This window comes from Williamsia sp. z71, from assembly GCF_059553375.1.
Window position 1 is genome coordinate 1 of sequence record NZ_JCANWX010000016.1, and the last position, 16,712, is coordinate 16,712.

16 protein-coding genes and 1 tRNA gene are annotated in these 16,712 nt (G+C 65.0%); 9 read left to right on the forward strand and 8 right to left on the reverse strand.

What is annotated here, in order from left to right:
* Positions 1-20 precede the first annotated feature (20 nt).
* Both AC51GR_RS25280 and AC51GR_RS25285 read right to left on the reverse strand, forming a co-directional pair.
* The gene (locus AC51GR_RS25280) at positions 21-1,076 is read right to left on the reverse strand and encodes an IS110 family RNA-guided transposase (RefSeq protein WP_496323328.1); all 1,056 of its coding nucleotides are present in this window, start codon (positions 1,074-1,076) and stop codon (positions 21-23) included.
* Positions 1,077-1,332: 256 nt separating this feature from the next.
* Entirely contained in the window at positions 1,333-1,917 is a 585-nt protein-coding gene (locus AC51GR_RS25285) for a TetR/AcrR family transcriptional regulator (protein ID WP_496327410.1), read from the reverse strand.
* 81 nt (positions 1,918-1,998) lie between these two features.
* Between AC51GR_RS25285 and AC51GR_RS25290 the strand changes: the two genes are divergently transcribed.
* Positions 1,999-2,748 (forward strand): SDR family NAD(P)-dependent oxidoreductase, encoded by a 750-nt coding sequence (locus AC51GR_RS25290; RefSeq protein ID WP_496327411.1) that lies wholly within the window; start codon positions 1,999-2,001, stop codon positions 2,746-2,748.
* A gap of 159 nt (positions 2,749-2,907) precedes the next feature.
* On the opposite strand, the gene AC51GR_RS25295 is transcribed toward AC51GR_RS25290, so the two are convergent.
* Positions 2,908-2,981 (reverse strand) — tRNA-Pro (locus AC51GR_RS25295).
* A gap of 65 nt (positions 2,982-3,046) precedes the next feature.
* The gene (locus tag AC51GR_RS25300; RefSeq protein ID WP_496327412.1) at positions 3,047-4,042 is read right to left on the reverse strand and encodes a metallophosphoesterase; all 996 of its coding nucleotides are present in this window, start codon (positions 4,040-4,042) and stop codon (positions 3,047-3,049) included.
* 115 nt (positions 4,043-4,157) lie between these two features.
* On the opposite strand from AC51GR_RS25300, the gene AC51GR_RS25305 reads away from it, so the two are divergent.
* Positions 4,158-4,625 (forward strand): GatB/YqeY domain-containing protein, encoded by a 468-nt coding sequence (locus tag AC51GR_RS25305; RefSeq protein ID WP_496327413.1) that lies wholly within the window; start codon positions 4,158-4,160, stop codon positions 4,623-4,625.
* A 99-nt stretch (positions 4,626-4,724) separates the two neighbouring features.
* Here the strand turns inward: AC51GR_RS25305 and AC51GR_RS25310 are convergent, their stop codons facing one another.
* A complete protein-coding gene (locus AC51GR_RS25310) occupies positions 4,725-7,193 on the reverse strand; it encodes a penicillin-binding protein (protein WP_496327414.1) in 2,469 nt (822 codons plus the stop codon).
* Between the two features lie 225 nt (positions 7,194-7,418).
* Between AC51GR_RS25310 and AC51GR_RS25315 the strand changes: the two genes are divergently transcribed.
* Positions 7,419-7,736: a WhiB family transcriptional regulator gene (locus tag AC51GR_RS25315; RefSeq protein WP_495513341.1), complete on the forward strand. Its 318-nt coding sequence runs from the start codon at positions 7,419-7,421 to the stop codon at positions 7,734-7,736.
* 56 nt (positions 7,737-7,792) lie between these two features.
* On the opposite strand, the gene bagB is transcribed toward AC51GR_RS25315, so the two are convergent.
* Both bagB and bagA read right to left on the reverse strand, forming a co-directional pair.
* The gene (gene bagB, locus AC51GR_RS25320) at positions 7,793-8,887 is read right to left on the reverse strand and encodes an ATPase BagB (protein WP_496327415.1); all 1,095 of its coding nucleotides are present in this window, start codon (positions 8,885-8,887) and stop codon (positions 7,793-7,795) included.
* Positions 8,887-9,897: an ATPase BagA gene (gene bagA, locus AC51GR_RS25325; protein WP_496327416.1), complete on the reverse strand. Its 1,011-nt coding sequence runs from the start codon at positions 9,895-9,897 to the stop codon at positions 8,887-8,889. The genes bagB and bagA overlap by 1 nt, the downstream gene beginning before the upstream one ends.
* A 144-nt stretch (positions 9,898-10,041) precedes the next feature.
* Between bagA and sp36 the strand changes: the two genes are divergently transcribed.
* The 5 genes from sp36 to AC51GR_RS25350 all read left to right on the forward strand — a co-directional run bounded on the left by sp36 (position 10,042) and on the right by AC51GR_RS25350 (position 14,299).
* Entirely contained in the window at positions 10,042-10,206 is a 165-nt protein-coding gene (sp36, locus tag AC51GR_RS25330) for a Sp36 family protein (RefSeq protein ID WP_023956445.1), read from the forward strand.
* A gap of 7 nt (positions 10,207-10,213) precedes the next feature.
* Positions 10,214-10,678, forward strand: a complete 465-nt coding sequence (locus tag AC51GR_RS25335; RefSeq protein WP_496327417.1) for a RidA family protein — start codon at positions 10,214-10,216, stop codon at positions 10,676-10,678.
* Positions 10,679-10,869: 191 nt separating this feature from the next.
* Positions 10,870-12,042 (forward strand): CoA transferase, encoded by a 1,173-nt coding sequence (locus AC51GR_RS25340; protein WP_496327418.1) that lies wholly within the window; start codon positions 10,870-10,872, stop codon positions 12,040-12,042.
* Positions 12,036-13,373 (forward strand): amidohydrolase family protein, encoded by a 1,338-nt coding sequence (locus AC51GR_RS25345; protein ID WP_496327419.1) that lies wholly within the window; start codon positions 12,036-12,038, stop codon positions 13,371-13,373. Before AC51GR_RS25340 ends, AC51GR_RS25345 begins: the two co-directional genes overlap by 7 nt.
* An 11-nt stretch (positions 13,374-13,384) precedes the next feature.
* Positions 13,385-14,299 (forward strand): LLM class flavin-dependent oxidoreductase, encoded by a 915-nt coding sequence (locus AC51GR_RS25350; protein WP_496327420.1) that lies wholly within the window; start codon positions 13,385-13,387, stop codon positions 14,297-14,299.
* Positions 14,300-14,383: 84 nt separating this feature from the next.
* Here the strand turns inward: AC51GR_RS25350 and AC51GR_RS25355 are convergent, their stop codons facing one another.
* A complete protein-coding gene (locus AC51GR_RS25355) occupies positions 14,384-15,370 on the reverse strand; it encodes a MaoC family dehydratase (protein ID WP_496327421.1) in 987 nt (328 codons plus the stop codon).
* 169 nt (positions 15,371-15,539) lie between these two features.
* Between AC51GR_RS25355 and AC51GR_RS25360 the strand changes: the two genes are divergently transcribed.
* Positions 15,540-16,694, forward strand: a complete 1,155-nt coding sequence (locus AC51GR_RS25360) for an acyl-CoA dehydrogenase family protein (protein WP_496327422.1) — start codon at positions 15,540-15,542, stop codon at positions 16,692-16,694.
* Positions 16,695-16,712 lie beyond the last annotated feature (18 nt).

A 16,712-nucleotide genomic window follows, 5' to 3' on the forward strand; every position in this document is an offset into this window, starting at 1 on the left:
CGCCAAAAGTTGCTCCTATGTCAAGCGGCGGCGGTCTGAATGGCTCGTGGTTGGGGCGCAGTGTCGGTGATCAGGCGTTGATAGACGGTGCGGACCAGGCGGCGTCGGAGTGCTCGGAGGGCTGCGGTGGTGGAGTCGCCGGCGGCGCGGCGTTTGCGGTAGTAGGTGTAGCCGTCGCTGTCTTCGAGTCGGGTTTGGGTCAGGGCGATGCGGTGCAGGGCGGTGGTGAGTTGTCGGTTGCCGCAGCGCGGTAGCCGGACGCGGCCGGCGGTGTTGCCGGACCAGACCGGGATGGGGGCGGTGCCGGCGTAGTTGGCGTAGGCGTCGGCCGAGTGGAAGCGGGCGATGCCGGCGGTTTCGCCGACGATTTTGGCTGCGGTGAGTTCCCCGCAGCCGGGTAGCTGTAGTAGCGAGGGAACCAGTTCGCGGACTCGTTTGCCGATCTCGGTGGCCGTGGTGTTGATCCGGGTGGTCAGGGAGATGATCTCGTCGAGTTCTTCGCGGGCGATGTCGGCCAGCAGTCCGGTCTCGGTGGCCAGCTGTGCGGCGAGGATCTGTTGGTGTTTGTGCATGCTCAGCGAGCGTGGTTTGGGGGCGTAGGCGGGGTTGATTTCATGGACTCGCCACAGCAGTCGGTTGATTGTTGAGGTGCGTTGTGCGACAAACACTTCGCGTCGATCGACTAGTAGACGTATCTCGCGGGATCGGGGGTCGGCGCCGGCGGCGGGCAGGTTCGGTTCGCGCAGCACTGCCCGCGCGACGGCCAGAGCGTCGATGGGATCTGATTTGCCGCGGGTACGTGCCGAGGCACGGGTGTGGGCCATCATTTTGGTGGGTACCCGCACGGCGGTCTGGCCGGCGGTGAGTAGGTCGCGTTCGAGGCGGGTCGACATCTGTCGGCAGTCTTCGATGCCCCAGAGCAGGTCGGTACCGAACTGGGTGTGGGCCCATCGCATCGCGGCATGATGGCCGGCGGTGGTGGCCGGGGCGGTGAGTTGGCCTAGCTTTTTGCCGACGGGATCGACGGCAACAAATGTGTGTGAGCTCTTGTGTACATCGACTCCAACTACAACCATGGTGGTTGCCTCCTGATTTCAGAAACAGGGACCAGGGACGGTTGGGCCGGTCGGTGGGCAATCCTCAGTTGGGGGCGTTGCCACGCTCCTATCAAGCCACATCGGCCGGTCCTTCCCACCTGGTGTTGGCATAACTTTTGCAAGACCAGACATGCGCATCAATGCGATGCCGGCAGGCACATCAAGAGCCAAACACCAGGTGACCAGGACCCAACCACCGCTCAGGCGGCAACACAAGAGTCACACTGAGGGCACATCATCGGGGGAGTGCGTCAAGCGAGGTCGTGGCGATCGCGGTCAACTCGGGTCGGCCGACGCCGGCGTTGGCCAGCACCTCCATACCGCGGGTGACGGCCACAAAATAGGCGGCGAGGGTATGCGGGTCGGCCGAGGCGTCGATCTCGCCGCTGTCCTGGGCGTCGACGATGCAGTTGCAATAGATCGCTTCGAGTCGGGTGAACCCCTCGAGGGCCGAGGTGGCCACGTCCGAGTCCCGGTGGCCGAGTTCGACGACGGCTTTGGTGAACAGCGAGTCCTGGCGCCTCTGTTGGGTCAGTGCGAAGGCGACTTTCAGCATTTGGGCCCTGATCCGTTCCAGCGGGGTCGAATCGGGACCGCCCAAAGCCTGATCCACGGCGGCGACGGCGTCGTTGGCGCTTGCCGACAGCGCCTTCAGGAACAGTTCGCGTTTGCCGCCGAACGCGTTGTACAGGCTTTGTTTTCCGAGTCCGGTCGCCTTCATGAGGTCATCCATCGTGGTGCCGCCGTACCCGTTGTGCGCGAATACTTCGCCGGCCGATGCGATGACCTGGTCCTCGTTGAACTTTCTGGGGCGCGCCACCGGTCTACGTTAGCTGTTTTTGACGTTCTGGTCCATAAGTGTATTTTGGACCAGTCAGTCAATAATCATGGAGGAGAAGTCATGGGACAGATGGATTCGCGGACCGCGCTGGTCACCGGAGGGACTTCGGGTATCGGACGGGCAATCACCATCAAATTGGTCGGTGAAGGCACGCACGTGTTCGTCACCGGTCGTCGTCAAAGCGAGATCGACGCGCTCAAAGCCGAACTGGGTGACGGGATCACCGGCCTGCGCAGTGACGTGGCCGATCTGGAAGATCTCGACCGGTTGTACGCGGCGATCGCCGAACGGGGAAGCGGCCTCGATGTCGTTGTCGCCAACGCAGGAGGAGGCACGTTCGCCCCTTTGGCCGAGCTCGACGCCGAGTCCTTCGACCACACATTCGGCATCAATGTCCGTGGAACGGTGTTCACGGTGCAGAAGGCGTTGCCCCTGCTCAATCCCGGAGCGTCGATCGTGGTGATCGGATCGACCTCGGCGGCTCGGGCTGCCGAGTCGTTCGGTGTCTACTCGGCGAGCAAAGCCGCGATACGTCAGTTCAGCAGAGTGTGGGCGGTCGAACTCGCCGGGCAAGGTATCCGGGTCAACACGGTGACGCCCGGACCCACCGAAACACCCGGACTCGCCGGTCTGGCCGCTGATCCGGAGGCCTCTCGCGCACTGCTGGAGCGGGAGGCGGGACGGGTCCCACTCGGTCGGCTCGGTCGGCCATCGGAGATCGCCGACGCGGTCCTGTTCCTGTCCTCGCCTCAGGCGAGCTTCATCACCGGCAGTGAGATGTTCGTCGACGGCGGCGAATCACAGGTCTGAAAAGGTCTTCGAGGACATCTGCTGCGACCGACGCCCACGCGAGACCGGGAAGGCCAGTAGAACGAGGAAACCCCGGTCCGCATTTGGCGCGAACCGGGGTTTCACTGCTTGTGTCTCAACCAACACATCTTGCAAGACCGATCGAAATCGGTCTCTCTGTCGGGGTGGCGGGATTCGAACCCACGACCTCTTCGTCCCGAACGAAGCACGCTACCAAGCTGCGCCACACCCCGTGACAATCAACCTGCGATAGCTTACCGCAGTCCGACCGTGGCATTAAATCGCCTGGTCAGGAGCGTCAATTGGCCTCGGCACTGATCGGTGGCAGCGAGCCTTCCTGATCAAAATCGGAGTCGCTGTCGGAGACCGGTGTGAGCGTCAACAGCGACGCCTCCGGGCGGCAGCAAAAGCGCGCCGGTGCGTACGGGGAGGTGCCCAGTCCGGCACTGACGTGCAGACGCATCGACGAGCCCCACATGGACGGTCCCTTTACCCGCGAGCGGTCGAGGTGGCAGTTCGTCACCAGCGCGCCGTGCAGCGGCAGGCAGAGCTGTCCACCGTGGGTGTGCCCGGCCATGACGAGGTCGTAGCCGTCGGCGGCGAACCGGTCGAGCACCCGCGGCTCCGGGGAGTGGGTCAGACCCAGTCGCAGATGGGCCAGCGGGTTGGGGCGTCCCTCGATGGTCTCGTAGCGGTCGCGGCCGATATGTGGATCGTCGACGCCCGCAGCGGCCACCCGGACCCCGGCGACCTCGAGCTCGCGGACCGAATGGGTGGCGTCGAGCCAACCGCGCTCGGTGAAGGCCGCGCGCAGGTCCTGCCAGGGCAGAGGCTCACCGTGGGACCGCTTGTGGTCCTTCTTGAAGTACTTGAGCGGGTTCTTGGCGGTCGGACCGAAATAGTCGTTGGAGCCGAAGACGAACAACCCGGGCACCGACAGCAGTTCACCAAGGGCCTGCACGACCGCGGGTACCGCCTGGGGGTGAGCCAGGTTGTCGCCGGTGTTGATCACCAGATCGGGCTTGAGGCCCGCGAGTTCCTGCACCCACGCCTGCTTGAGGCGCTGGCCGGGCATCATGTGCAGATCGCTGATGTGCAACACCCGTAGTGGGCTGGCGCCGGGCTCGAGCACCGGCAGTGTCTGATGACGCAGCGCAAAGGCATTGCGCTCCACCAGGGTTGCGTAGGCCAGGCCGGTGGCGCCGGCGGCGACCGCACCGAGCGCGATCTGCGGCAGCGTCGGGCGTGAGAGTTGATTCCCGCGCCGAGGAGCGCCTTGTAGTCCGTGAATCATGGTCCCAGAATACGCGCCGGTACCGAACCCGCAGGTTGCTCGCCCTGCGCTCGCAGCGAAATCAGTCGGTAAATGGGTTGGGAGCGGGGTGCCCCGTCGGCGTAGCTTTGATCACATGTCAACCCTCAAGGAACAGATCCGCGCTGATCTGACCACCGCCATGAAAGCCAAAGAACCCCTCGTCACCGGGACGCTGCGAATGGTCCTCGCCGCGATCGGTGCCGAAGAGGTCTCCGGCAAGACGGCACGTGAGTTGACCGACGATGACGTCCTCAAAGTGCTTGCCCGCGAGAGCAAGAAGCGGGCCGAGGCGGCGTCGATCTTCGCCGAGAACGACCGTGAAGAACTCGCCGCCAAAGAGCGCGCCGAAGCCGAGATCATCGCCCGCTATCTGCCCAGTCAGCTCGACGACGCCGAACTCGAGGCCGTGGTGAACCAGGCTTATGCGGCCGTCGCCGAACAGACCGGGGCCGAGCCGACGATGAAGCAGATGGGCCGGATCATGGGCCAGGCCACCGCACTCGCAGCCGGCCGGGCCGACGGTAAACGGCTGTCGGCTGCGGTTCGGGCGCGACTTCAGTAACGGCACAACCCCGAGTTCGCGCCACATACGTGCGTTCGCGCTGGTTGCAACCGGCGCGAACGCACGCAAGTGGCGCGAATTTTTGGTTGCGGGGGGTGGCTACGGGGGTGTCGGTATCTCGATCGGACCGATCCCCGGCACGGTGATCGTCGTCGGCAGGACCGGGGCACGTGTCGTCGGCGGCGGCTGGGGTGCCTGCGTGCGCCCGGTGCTGACATAGATAGTGATGGTGCTGCCCCTGATCGAGGTGCCCTCCGGGCTCATCCACACGACGGTGCCCGCGGTCTGAGCGTTGTCGGACTGGACCTGGCTGACCCGGAATCCGGCGTCCTCCAGGCGCTTGACGGCCGCACCTGCCCCCATTCCGGCCACATTCGGGACCGACGTGCCACCGACTCCGGCGACATAGCGGGGATCGTTGGGCGGCAGGGTGGTGGGCCCGAAGTTGTTGGCGATCGGCAGGATCGCGGTGAACCAGGTCCGCGCCGGTTCGTTGCCGCCGAACAGGGTTCCGTCGCCGCATTGCCGAAGCGGATTCGAGCACAGTTCGGACGGCGTCGGGGAGTCGTTGTAGGTGTAGGTCGCCGCGGCAAGGTTGTTGGTGAAACCGACGAACGCCGACGAGCGGTGGGCTTCAGTGGTCCCGGTCTTGCTGGACAGCGGCAGGCTCCAGCCGGTGGAACTGGCGGCACCCGCAGCCGTTCCGGCGCCGCGATCGTCGGCGCTGAGGGCGTTGGCCAGGGTGTCTGCGAGTCCGGGTTCGACGACTTTCTCACACTTGGGTCGCTCGAACGCGACTTCCTGGACCGCGGGGGCGCCGTTGGCATCGACCACCTCGTTGCCGTAGCGGTCCCGTTTGGGCTGGGTGATCGAGGCGATCGGATTGGGTGGGCACCAGATCCCGTGTGAGGCCAGGGTTGCCCCCACATTCGACAGCTCCAATGCGTTGACCGCGGTCGGTCCCAGGGTGAACGACCCGAGGTTGCTCTGCTTGAAGTAGTCCGCGAGCGACTGCTCACCGTTCCCCGAACTTCCCGGACTGGCATAGGACCGCATGCCCAGCCGCACCGCGATGTCGACGGCCGGTGCCACACCGACGTCCTGCAGCAGCTTCACGAATGCGGTGTTGGGCGACTGTGCGAGCGCATTGGTCACCGACATCTGCCCCGGATATCGGCCGACATTCCTGACGCAGTAACTGGCCGCGGGACAACCGTTGACGCCGTCGCTGCTGCCCATCCCCTGAGCCTGAAAGAACGACGGGACCGAGAGCGTCGACCCGGCGCCGAGCCCGTTCTCCATGGCTGCGGCCACGGTGAAGATCTTGAAGACCGATCCGGCACCGTCGCCGACCATGGAGAACGGCTGCGGCTGCACGGTCTGGTTGGCATTCTGATCGAGTCCGTAGACGCGGCTCGAGGCCATCGACATGATGTCGTGCGATTCGGCGCCGGGCTTGATCACGCTCATCACCGTCGCCACACCCTCGAGATCGGGATCGGTGATCTTTTGCACGCCGGCATCGGTCGATCGTTGGACGACCGGGTCGAGCGTGGTGCGGATCGTGTAGCCGCCGCGGGTGATCGCCTCGCGGTTCATCCCGTTCGCGGCGAGGAACTGCAGTGCGTAGTCGCAGAAGAATCCGGCGTCCGCGGCCGAGATGCAGCCGTTCGGCAGCGTGATCGGGGAGGGGGCGACGCCCAGCGGGGCGCTCATCGCGGCCTGGTATTCGGCGGCGCGGTTCGGGAAGTTGGTGACCATCGTGTCGAGGACGACCCTGCGGCGTTCGAGTACGCCCTCGGGATTCGTGTACGGGTCCAGGGCCGAGCTCGACTGGACCATGCCGGCCAGCATCGCCGATTCGGGCACGTTCAGATCCCTGGCCGGTTTGGCGAAGTAGGTCTGGGCGGCGGCCTCGATGCCATAGGCCCCGTTGCCGAACGGCACCACGTTCAGATAGCGGGTGACGATCTCCTTCTTCGCTTCTTGCTTGGCCTGCGCCTCACTGAGATTCCGGTCGCTCTTGATCTGTTCGGTGAGTGTGTTCTCGAGGGTCAACGCCATCCGGACCTCTTTGAGCTTGCGGGCCGGGGTCGTCTCGGTGGCGGCCCGGCGCTCCGCGTCGTTCTGGGCGAGCACCAGCAGCTGGTAGTTCTTCACATACTGCTGGTCGATGGTCGATGCGCCCTGCTGGACCTCACCGGACGACTGGTTCTTGAGGAACGCCCGGATGGTCCCCTTCCAGTCGACGCCGTCGTGGTCGAGGAATCGGCGGTCCTCGACGGAGATGATCGCCCGGATCATCTCCGGGGAGATGTCGTTGTAGCCGACCTGGGTACGTCGCTGGTCATAGAGGTATGCGATCGGCTTGCCGTTGACATCGGTCATGGTCGTGACCTCGGGGACCTGCCCTTCGATGAGCTCCGACGACACGCTTTGCATGGTGTCTGCGGCCCGGTTCGACACCAGACCGAGGCCGCCGGCGATCGGGAACAGGAGTCCGGCGAGCAGAACCCCCGCCAGGACACACGATCCAACGAGCAGGGTTAGCGATTTCGACTTCGGCACGTTCGCCACGATACGTGTCACCCATCACTGCGAAGGCGTTCGAAGGGTCTTGAGATCGACCCGATACCTCATCTGTTTGGACGTCAGTGCCACTTTTTTCAACCCAGGTCTTGACTGTCCATGACTGTGATCCATAGATTAGTTCTACTTGAATGTGACTCACATAACATTCAGTCGTAAATGCAAGTCCGGGCGTACTTCATATGCTTTAGACAGGGGATGCACATGGCGAAAGCGGCAGCTGCGACCGTAGAGAACGAAGCCAGACTGGCCTGGGTTGCCAGGGCACGGTGCCGTGAGGTTGATCCTGACCAGCTGTTTGTCCGAGGCGCTGCACAGCGCAAGGCGGCAACCATCTGTCGGCATTGCCCGGTACAACTCGAATGTGGCGCGGACGCGCTCGACAACCACGTGGAGTTCGGCGTGTGGGGCGGGATGACGGAGCGTCAGCGTCGAGCACTTCTGCGGCAGCATCCCGAGGTCACCTCGTGGAGCACATTCTTCGAAACCCAGCGCAGACGTCAAATCGTCGGCGTCGGATAAGCGGTAACACCGACAACAAAGGAGGCGGCCGGGGAGACCGCCTCCTTCCTTTGTTTTCAGCCTCTGTTGGTGATCTCTTCGGCCACGGCACGCAACGCCGTCATATCCGCGACCTCGAACGGCAGGGCCGGAACTCCCACGATCGGAACCGTGGGATGGGAGGTCGTGAAACTGTGCAGCAGATGGAGTTCACGTTTACCAGTGGTGGCACGCTCGGCGTGAATGGTCAGAATCGCCTTGGTCAGCGGATCTTCGATCTGCGCCGCCGCGGCCTCGGCGGTCGATCCGGTGATACCGGTCAGATTCGGATGGGTCCGATTGAGGATCAGCCCGGCCAGCGGCATCTTTTCCTCGGACAACCGGTCAACGAAAAATGCGGCTTCGCGCAAGGCATCCGGCTCGGCCGTGGCCACGACGGCAAACTGGGTCCCCGGTTGCTTGAGCAAGGTGTATGTCCGGTCGGCACGTTCCCGGAAACTGCCGAACATGGTGTCGAGTGACTGTACGAACACCGAGACGTCGCGCAGGGTTTCGCCGCCGATGATCGTCGAGACGCCCTTCATCGCCAGGCCCACCGCGCCGGTCACCACGCGGCCCACGCCACGTCCACCGCCGACCAGCACCTTCATCAGGCGGCCTTCGAGGAACGAGCCGAGGCGCTGTGGTGCGTCGAGGAAGTCCAGGGCGTTGCGCGACGGCGGGGTGTCGACCACCACCAGATCCCAATCATCCTGCGCCAGAAGCTGGCCCAGCTTCTCCATCGCCATGTACTCCTGCGTCCCGGAGAACGAGCTGGCGACGGTCTGGTAGAAGGAGTTGTTCATGATCGCCTCGGCCCGGTCGGGCGGCGAGTACTGGGTGACCATCTCGTCGAAGGTCCGGCGCATGTCGAGCATCATCGCGTCGAGGGTTCCCTCGCCATCGATCTTCACCGGCTGGGGACTGTTGGTCAGCTCGTCCATGCCCAGTGACTGGGCGAGTCGTTTGGCCGGATCGATGGTCAGGACAACAACTTTGCGACCCCGCTCGGCAGCCCAGACCGCCATCGCGGCGGCTGTGGTCGTCTTGCCGACTCCGCCTGCGCCACAACAGATCACAACCTTGGTACCCGGGTCGGTGAGGATCGCACCCATTTTGAGATCGATGGGCATCAGGCACCCGCTTTCTGAAGGATCTCGGACAGGTCATAAAGGCCGCCGAGGTCCACACCTTCGTCAAAGTTCGGGAGTTGCAGCTTGTCCTTGTGCAACGTCTGCAGTTCCGCACCGGCCTCGAGCTGTGCCTGCACCCGGCTGGCGTGTTCGATGGTCTCGGTCAGCAGGCCCGCGAAGTCGGCTTCGGTGATGGTCAGGCCTGCGGCGTCGAGCTTCGACCGCAACCGGTCTGCGTCGATCACGCCGTCGGCGATGTCGCTGACCGAATCTGCAGGTAGATGCTGCGGTGACACCTTGTTGATGATCAGTGACCCGATGGTGAGATCTTTGCCCTCGAGTTCGCCCACCGCCTCGATGGTCTCCTGGATCGGCATCGCCTCGAGCAGCGTCACCAGGTGCACCACCGTCTCGCTCGAGTGCAGCAGCTTCACGACGCCCTCGCTCTGATTACGCAGCGGGCCGGTCTTGGTCAGATCGGCCATCGCCTTGGTGACATCGAGGAAGTTGCCGATCCGGCCGGTCGGTGGTGAATCCACCACCACGGCATCGTAGATCCGGTTGCCCTTCTTGTCGGTCCGGACCACACACTCCTTGATCTTTCCGGTCACCAGAACATCGCGAAGCCCCGGCGCGACGGTGGTGACAAAATCGATCGCCCCGATCCGGCGCATGGCGCGGCCGGCGAATCCGAGGCTGTAGAACATGTCGAGGTATTCGAGCAAGGCGTGTTCTATGTCGATGGCCAGCGCCGAGACCTGGCCGCCGCCCTCCGCGGTCGCCACCTTGGTCTCGGTCGGTGCCAGCGGTGGAACGTCGAAGATCTGCGCGATGCCCTGCCGCCCCTCGCATTCCACGAGCAGCACCTTCTTGCCCTCGGCCGCAAGAGCCAACGCGAGCGCAGCCGCGACGGTCGTCTTGCCGGTCCCACCCTTACCCGACACGAAATGAAGCCGTGCTTTCCTGGCGGCTTCCGGCCAGTGATAACCCTGGGGCTGTTCTGACGTCACCGGCTCACCTTATCCATCCGATGCGGTGACCAACATGGCGCAGCGAACTTCGGGCCCAAGTTTTGTCGGCTCGCGCGACGGCAGTTCCGGTGGCTCGCCGCGGCTGCCCCTGGCATGCGCATATGCAGCCGTTAGGCTGGGCACATGAGTGAGCCAACTGCCTGGGAATACGTGACCGTTCCGCTTCTGACCCACGCCACCAAACAGATCCTCGACCAGTGGGGTGCCGACGGTTGGGAGCTGGTCAGCGTCCTGCCCGGCCCCACCGGCGAACAGCACGTCGCCTACCTCAAGCGCGCGAAAGGCTGATCTGCACATGACCTGGTCGGAGCGATTGACCGAACTGAACATCGTGCTCCCCAAAGTGGTGGCACCGCTCGCCGCGTACGTGCCGGCCGTCCAGACCGGCAACCTCGTCTACACCTCGGGCCAGCTGCCGATGCTCGGTGGAGAGCTCACCGCGCACGGCAAGGTATCCGAGGGAGCCGAAGGTGTGGTCCGGCCCGACGCTGCCGCCGAGGCCGCTCGGATCTGCGCACTGAACGCGCTGGCCGCGATCGACGCGCTCGTGGGGATCGACTCGATCAAGCGGATCGTCAAGGTTGTCGGGTTCGTGGCATCGGCCCCGGGATTCACCGGACAGCCGGCCGTCATCAACGGCGCCTCGCACCTGCTCGGTGAGATCTTCGGTGAAGCCGGTGCCCACGCGCGATCGGCGGTCGGTGTGGCCGAACTGCCACTCGGTGCACCGGTCGAGGTCGAACTCATCGTCGAGGTCTGACCCCCAGCGGAATCGATCCGTCTGCACCACCGCTCCAACCTTCACCGGTCCGCGCGTCCACTCTCCGAATCATGTGGGCGCGCGGATTCGTCTGCGCGATCACGCCGGCAACCCGAAACCTTGCCGGTGTCGGTGGGTGTGAGCCGGGTAATAGGCTGGTGCGAAATGCCAGGACCGAAAAGGAGCATCCGGTGACCGATCCGGCGAGCCGCTGGGCCAGTGGCGGGATGGCTCATCTGACCGGTGATCCGGATGGCCCAGCCGATTTCAGCCGGGCCGGCATCTTGGCAGTGGCCGATGAGGTCGCCGCGCCGTTCGATGTCTCGGTCGATGACCTCCTGGCCGGTCGGTCGGCGCTGATGGGGACCCGGCGGCAGGGACGGATCTCGGTCGGTGGTGCCACGCGGTTGATCCGCTGTAGTGACAACTGGACGGCGTTCTCCCTGGCCCGCAGCAACGACGTGGACTCGCTGGGAGCGTTGCTCAGTACCGACGAACCCATCGAGGATGTGTGGTCGACGCTCGAGGGCGCGGCCCGGGTCTGGATGGCGAGCGAACTCGTCGAACGCGCACAGATGCTCGAGATCCCGGCGGCCGTGCTGGGTTCGGCGACCGCGCCACCGTCTGTGATCACCCGGGGCTGGGACCGGTCGCGGGAGCGGGTGATCGACCGCGATCTGTTGGTGGTCGACCTGTCCGCGATGTGGGCCGGGCCGCTCTGCGGACAACTCCTCGGGAGTATGGGAGCCACCGTGATCAAGGTGGAGAGTCCGGGCCGGCCGGACGGCGCCCGAGCCGGGAACCCCGACTTCTTCCGGTGGATGAACGGTGGAAAACTTCTCTTCCCGGCCGAGATCACCGGTCAGAACAGCGAATTGGCGCATCTGCTGGACGTCGCCGACGTGGTGATCGAGGCGTCGCGACCGCGGGCGTTGGAGTCCGCCGGGCTCGATGCCGCGAGGCGGGCATCCCGCCCGGGACGGGTCTGGGTTCGGATCACCGGATACGGCACGGCCGCTGACGTGCGGAATCGGGTCGCGTTCGGCGACGACGCGGCAGTCGCGGGCGGCCTTGTCGGACAGGGGAACCGGGGCCCGGTCTTCTGCGGAGATGCCATTGCCGATCCGTTGACCGGCCTCGAGGCCGCGGGCGCGGTGATCGAATCGCTCGGTCGGGGTGGAGGCGAGATCATCGACGTGGTCATGTCTGGGGTGGCGGCCAAATATGCTGCAGTGCCGACGATCCCGAGCCGCGGTGACCACGCCGCGGTCCTCGCGCGGGTGCCCGCGATCCCGCAGGCCACCGGTCGGCAGGTCGACGCACTATGGGTGGCACGTCTGGTCGAGAGCCGGATGGCATGTTGATCATCAATGCGCGACGACTCACCGGAGAGCCCGTCGCACTTCGAACGATCGGCGACCGTATCGGTGAGGTCGGCACCGAACTGGATGCCGCGCCTGACGAAGCGGTTCTGGATGCGCGGGGCGGTGCCCTCATCCCCGGCCTCTGTGACCATCACATCCATCTGCGGGCCACCGCGGCGGCGGCCACGTCGATCAGGGTCGGACCACCACAGGTCCGCACGCCGGAGGAGTTGCGGGCCGCGCTGGTCACCGGGACACCGCAACCCGACGGTTGGATTCGCGCGGTCGGCTACCACCACAGCGTGGCCGGCGACCTCGATCGATACGCTCTGGATGCGTTGATCCCGCACGTGCCCTTGCGGATCCAGCATCGCAGTGGTGCGATGTGGTTGGTGAACTCGGCAGGCCTGGCCGTCCTCGGGCAGGCGAGTCATCCCACCGGACAACTCTTTCGACAGGACGCCCAGGTGGCCGCGGCAACCATCGGCAGTCCAGCCGACTTCGACCGGCTGAGTCGTCGCCTGAGTGGGTACGGCGTCACCGCCGTCACCGAAGCAACCCCGAATTTGACTGCCGCCGAACTGGATTCACTCGACGACGCCGTCGGCAGCGGGCAGATCCGGCAGCGGGTCCTGGTGATGTCGGCCGATTCCGGTCGCTCGCATCCCCATCTGTCCTTCGGCCCGGTCAAGCGTATCCTCGACGACACCACCCTGGACCTCGACGCCCTCACCGAATGGATTGCGGCGGTGCATCACAGCGCAGCGGTGGCACTGCACTGCGTCACGGTGGTGCAGTTGGTGGTGGCCACCACCGCGCTGCGCGCTGCCGGGGTGCGTGCCGGCGACCGGATCGAACACGCTGCGGTGGTGCCGGAGTCGATGATCGATGACCTCATGGAGCTCGGCCTCACCGTGGTTACTCAGCCCGGCTTCGTTGCCGAACGCGGCGACGAGTATCTGCAGGACGTGCCCGCCATCGAACACGATGAACTCTGGCGGTTGCGGAGTCTGCAATGTGCCGGGATACCGGTGGCGGGCAGCACGGACGCCCCCTTCGGGGATCTCGATCCCTGGGCGGCAATGCGTGCGGCACGCGACCGAAGGACGCCGAGCGGATCGGAACTGGCCATCTCCGAACGTGTTCCGGCCATCTCCGCGGTCGAGCTGTTCCTGGGTGAGCCGGGAGACCCGGGAACGCTGCGCGATCTGACGCCCGGATCGGTGGCGGACCTGTGTCTGCTCTCCGAACCGCCCGAGGTGGTCCTGCAAGAGCTGAGCGCAGAATTGGTGGCCGCCACGCTGATCGGCGGACGGTTGATGGAGCGATGAGGAATGACGCGATGACACAGCTGCCGCAGTTCGGGATCTTCGTCCCCCAATTGGGGATGGAAGCCGAGGCCGTCATCGACGCGGCGCGGGGAGCCGAGCGGGCCGGATTCGATTCGTTCTGGGTGATGGACCACCTCTTCGCGCCGGGCGCTCCCACACTCGACGCGCTGGAGAGCTGGACACTACTCGCGGCGATCGCAGTATCCACCTCGGATATCCGGCTCGGGCATCTGGTGGTGTGCAACCCGCTTCGGCATCCGGCGGTTCTGGCGAAGATGGCGGCCACCGTCGACCGGATCTCCGGGGGCAGGCTCGATCTGGGCCTGGGGTGGGGATCGATCGAAGCCGAGTTCGAGATGTTCGGCATCGACCACGGGTCCCGGAAGCAACGCGCGCAGCAGTTGGGGGAAACCGTCGAGATCCTCCGGCTGATGTTCTCCGGGGAGCCGTTCGACTTCGACGGCGAGCACTTTCAGCTCTCCGGTGCCCATGGCAGGCCGACGCCGGCTCAAGGAACGATCCCCATCCACATCGGCGGGGCGGGTAGACAATTGACGATGCCGTTGGTCGCCGAGTACGCGGACTGGTGGAACTGTGTCGGCGGCGCGCGTGATCAGCTCGACGACCTGCGGCCGTTGAGCGGCGGTGCGCGCCTGTCGGTGCAGTACGCCGTGGGTGTGGTCACCGACGAGTCGCTGCGCGCCAAGGTGATCGAGCGGACAGCCCGCCGTCTGCCCCAATCCGGCTGGGGTGCAGCCATGGTCGGCACACCTGCCGAGCTGGTCGACATGTTCGAGGCCGAGATCGATCGGGGAGTGGAACTCTGCATCGTCCGCCTCCACGATCTCGCAGATCCGGAGACCATCAAGATCTTCGGGCGCGAGGTGATCGCCCCCATCCAAGAGCGCAGATCACCTTCGCGATAGGCATTTTCGGCACGGTCGACGGTGATTTCGGCACGGTCGACGGAGGGGGTGTCGAGCGTGCCGTTGTTGTCGGGCGTCGAGGCGCTAGGTGGTCAGGGCGGTGAACTTCCAGTCGAGGACCGGTGCCGTCGAACCATCTGCCGCAACAACATCGGCGAGCGACCGCAGCTTCAGCACTGTTCCACCGCCGTCGAGCGGTTCGGCCGACTCCACCTCCAGGCGGCTGGTGATCGTGTCGCCCTCGTGCACCGGACCCACGTGGTCGCAGGACTGCCATCCCAGCACCGTCACCAGGTTCGGCAGCGCCCGATTGGCCTGCGCCAGGGCGATGCCGATGGTGTGACCGCCGTACACCAGGCGGCTGCCACCGACCCGCGCATCATGATGCGTGGCGGCGATATTGAGCGAGAGTCGTGCCAGCTCCGGGGCACTCGACACCACGTCGGCGCTGGAGTCGTAGACCGTGCCCGGGGCCGGAACCTGGTCCGACTGCGGCAATGCGGATAGATCCCACCCGGCCGGGACCTCATAGGCGGGTTCGTCGGCCGGGCCGATCGTCGAGAGGTCGTCGTTCGGCTGCGGATGGTCGGCGGCCGAAGAGTCGGACAGCGGGATCATCGCGCATCGGTAGAAGTCCAGGATCTTGTTGCCCGCGGCATCGGTGGTCTCCATCCGCAACGCGGCAAGTCCGGTCGGCCGTCGTCCGGGTTTGATCGAATTGGCCCGCAGCCCGACAACTTCGGTGCGCGTGTACAGCGTGTCGCCGATGTGGGGGAAACGGTGGAACCGAAGGCCGCGGTAGAAGAGATTGGCCTTCACGTGGTGTGTGACCAGTGTCGATTGTCCGATCGCCACGTCGCAGACCAGTCCGGGGTGGGCCAGCGCCCTCGGTTGCCCGGTCACCGACCCTGCCAGGTGGACGTCGAGGGACAGGCGCATGCGGTCACCGAGGATCGACTGATGCACGGCGGCGGCACCTTCGGTCAGCGTCATCGACGGCGCGGTGTCGAAGACCTGTCCCACCACGAGTTCATCGAAATACGGTCCACCGACGGTCACCGGATCAGACATGGGTGTTCTCCTCTGCTTTGTCTCATCGGGACCCTTCGATTTCGGTTCAGATTCTATGTACGGCCAAATCATGTCGGTCGTTGTTTCCGCTGTCAAGCAATGGTGGTTGACAACCGACCAACGAGCGCCGAATATGGCCGTACAAAGTTTCACTCTCGCGGAGGATGTCATGAGCTACAACCTGAACGACGAAGAATCGATGCTGGTGCAGACGGTGCGTGACTTCGTCGACCGTGAGGTGAAGCCCTCGGTGCGAGAGGTCGAGAAGGCCAACGAGTACCCCGACAAGTGGATCGATCAGATGAAGCAGATCGGTATCTACGGTCTTGCCGTCGATGAGGAATTCGGTGGCTCACCGGTGTCGATGCCCTGCTACGTGGCGGTCACCGAAGAACTGTCCCGTGGCTGGATGAGCCTGGCCGGAGCCATGGGCGGCCACACTGTCGTCGCCAAACTGATCACCACTTTCGGGACCGACGAACAGAAGCAGAAGTACCTCCCGCTGATGGCGACCGGCGAGATGCGGGCCACGATGGCGCTGACCGAACCCGGTGGCGGTTCGGATCTGCAGGCGCTGAGCACCGTGGCCAGGACCGACGGCGACGACCTCGTCATCAACGGATCCAAGACCTGGATCAGCAACGCGAGGCGATCGGGCCTGATCGCGCTGCTCTGTAAAACCGATCCGGACGCCACGCCGCGTCACGCCGGCATCTCCATCGTTCTGGTCGAACACGGACCGGGACTGACGGTCTCGCGGGACCTGCCGAAACTCGGATACAAGGGCGTCGAGTCCTGCGAGCTCTCGTTCGACAACTACCGCATCCCGCAGTCGGCGATCCTCGGTGGTACGCCCGGCAAGGGGTTCCCCCAGATGATGAAGGGTCTCGAGACCGGGCGCATCCAGGTCGCCTCGCGGGCACTGGGTGTTGCCGCGGCCGCCCTCGAGGACGCGTTGGCCTACGCCCAGCAGCGGGAGAGCTTCGGCAAGCCGATCTGGAAGCACCAGTCGATCGGAAATTACTTGGCAGACATGGCAACCAAGCTGACCGCTGCCCGCCAGCTCACCCGGTTTGCGGCCGAGAAGTTCGACTCGGGACAGCGCTGCGACATGGAGGCCGGTATGGCCAAACTCTTCGCCTCCGAAGCCGCAATGGAGATCGCCCTCAACGCGGTCCGGATCCACGGCGGTTACGGATACTCCACCGAATACGACGTCGAGCGCTACTTCCGGGACGCTCCGCTGATGATCGTCGGTGAGGGCACCAACGAGATCCAGCGCAATGTCATTGCCGGACAATTGGTGTCCCGCGGCGGCCTATAGGCCCGGCCCGCGTAGCAT

Coding starts and splice junctions, on each gene's coding strand:
- AC51GR_RS25280 (WP_496323328.1), bottom strand. CDS start 1,076: ATGGTTGTAGTTGGAGTCGATGTACACAAGAGCTCACACACATTTGTT.
- AC51GR_RS25290 (WP_496327411.1), top strand. CDS start 1,999: ATGGGACAGATGGATTCGCGGACCGCGCTGGTCACCGGAGGGACTTCG.
- AC51GR_RS25300 (WP_496327412.1), bottom strand. CDS start 4,042: ATGATTCACGGACTACAAGGCGCTCCTCGGCGCGGGAATCAACTCTCA.
- AC51GR_RS25305 (WP_496327413.1), top strand. CDS start 4,158: ATGTCAACCCTCAAGGAACAGATCCGCGCTGATCTGACCACCGCCATG.
- AC51GR_RS25315 (WP_495513341.1), top strand. CDS start 7,419: ATGGCGAAAGCGGCAGCTGCGACCGTAGAGAACGAAGCCAGACTGGCC.
- bagB (WP_496327415.1), bottom strand. CDS start 8,887: ATGCCCATCGATCTCAAAATGGGTGCGATCCTCACCGACCCGGGTACC.
- sp36 (WP_023956445.1), top strand. CDS start 10,042: ATGAGTGAGCCAACTGCCTGGGAATACGTGACCGTTCCGCTTCTGACC.
- AC51GR_RS25335 (WP_496327417.1), top strand. CDS start 10,214: ATGACCTGGTCGGAGCGATTGACCGAACTGAACATCGTGCTCCCCAAA.
- AC51GR_RS25345 (WP_496327419.1), top strand. CDS start 12,036: ATGTTGATCATCAATGCGCGACGACTCACCGGAGAGCCCGTCGCACTT.
- AC51GR_RS25350 (WP_496327420.1), top strand. CDS start 13,385: ATGACACAGCTGCCGCAGTTCGGGATCTTCGTCCCCCAATTGGGGATG.
- AC51GR_RS25355 (WP_496327421.1), bottom strand. CDS start 15,370: ATGTCTGATCCGGTGACCGTCGGTGGACCGTATTTCGATGAACTCGTG.
- AC51GR_RS25360 (WP_496327422.1), top strand. CDS start 15,540: ATGAGCTACAACCTGAACGACGAAGAATCGATGCTGGTGCAGACGGTG.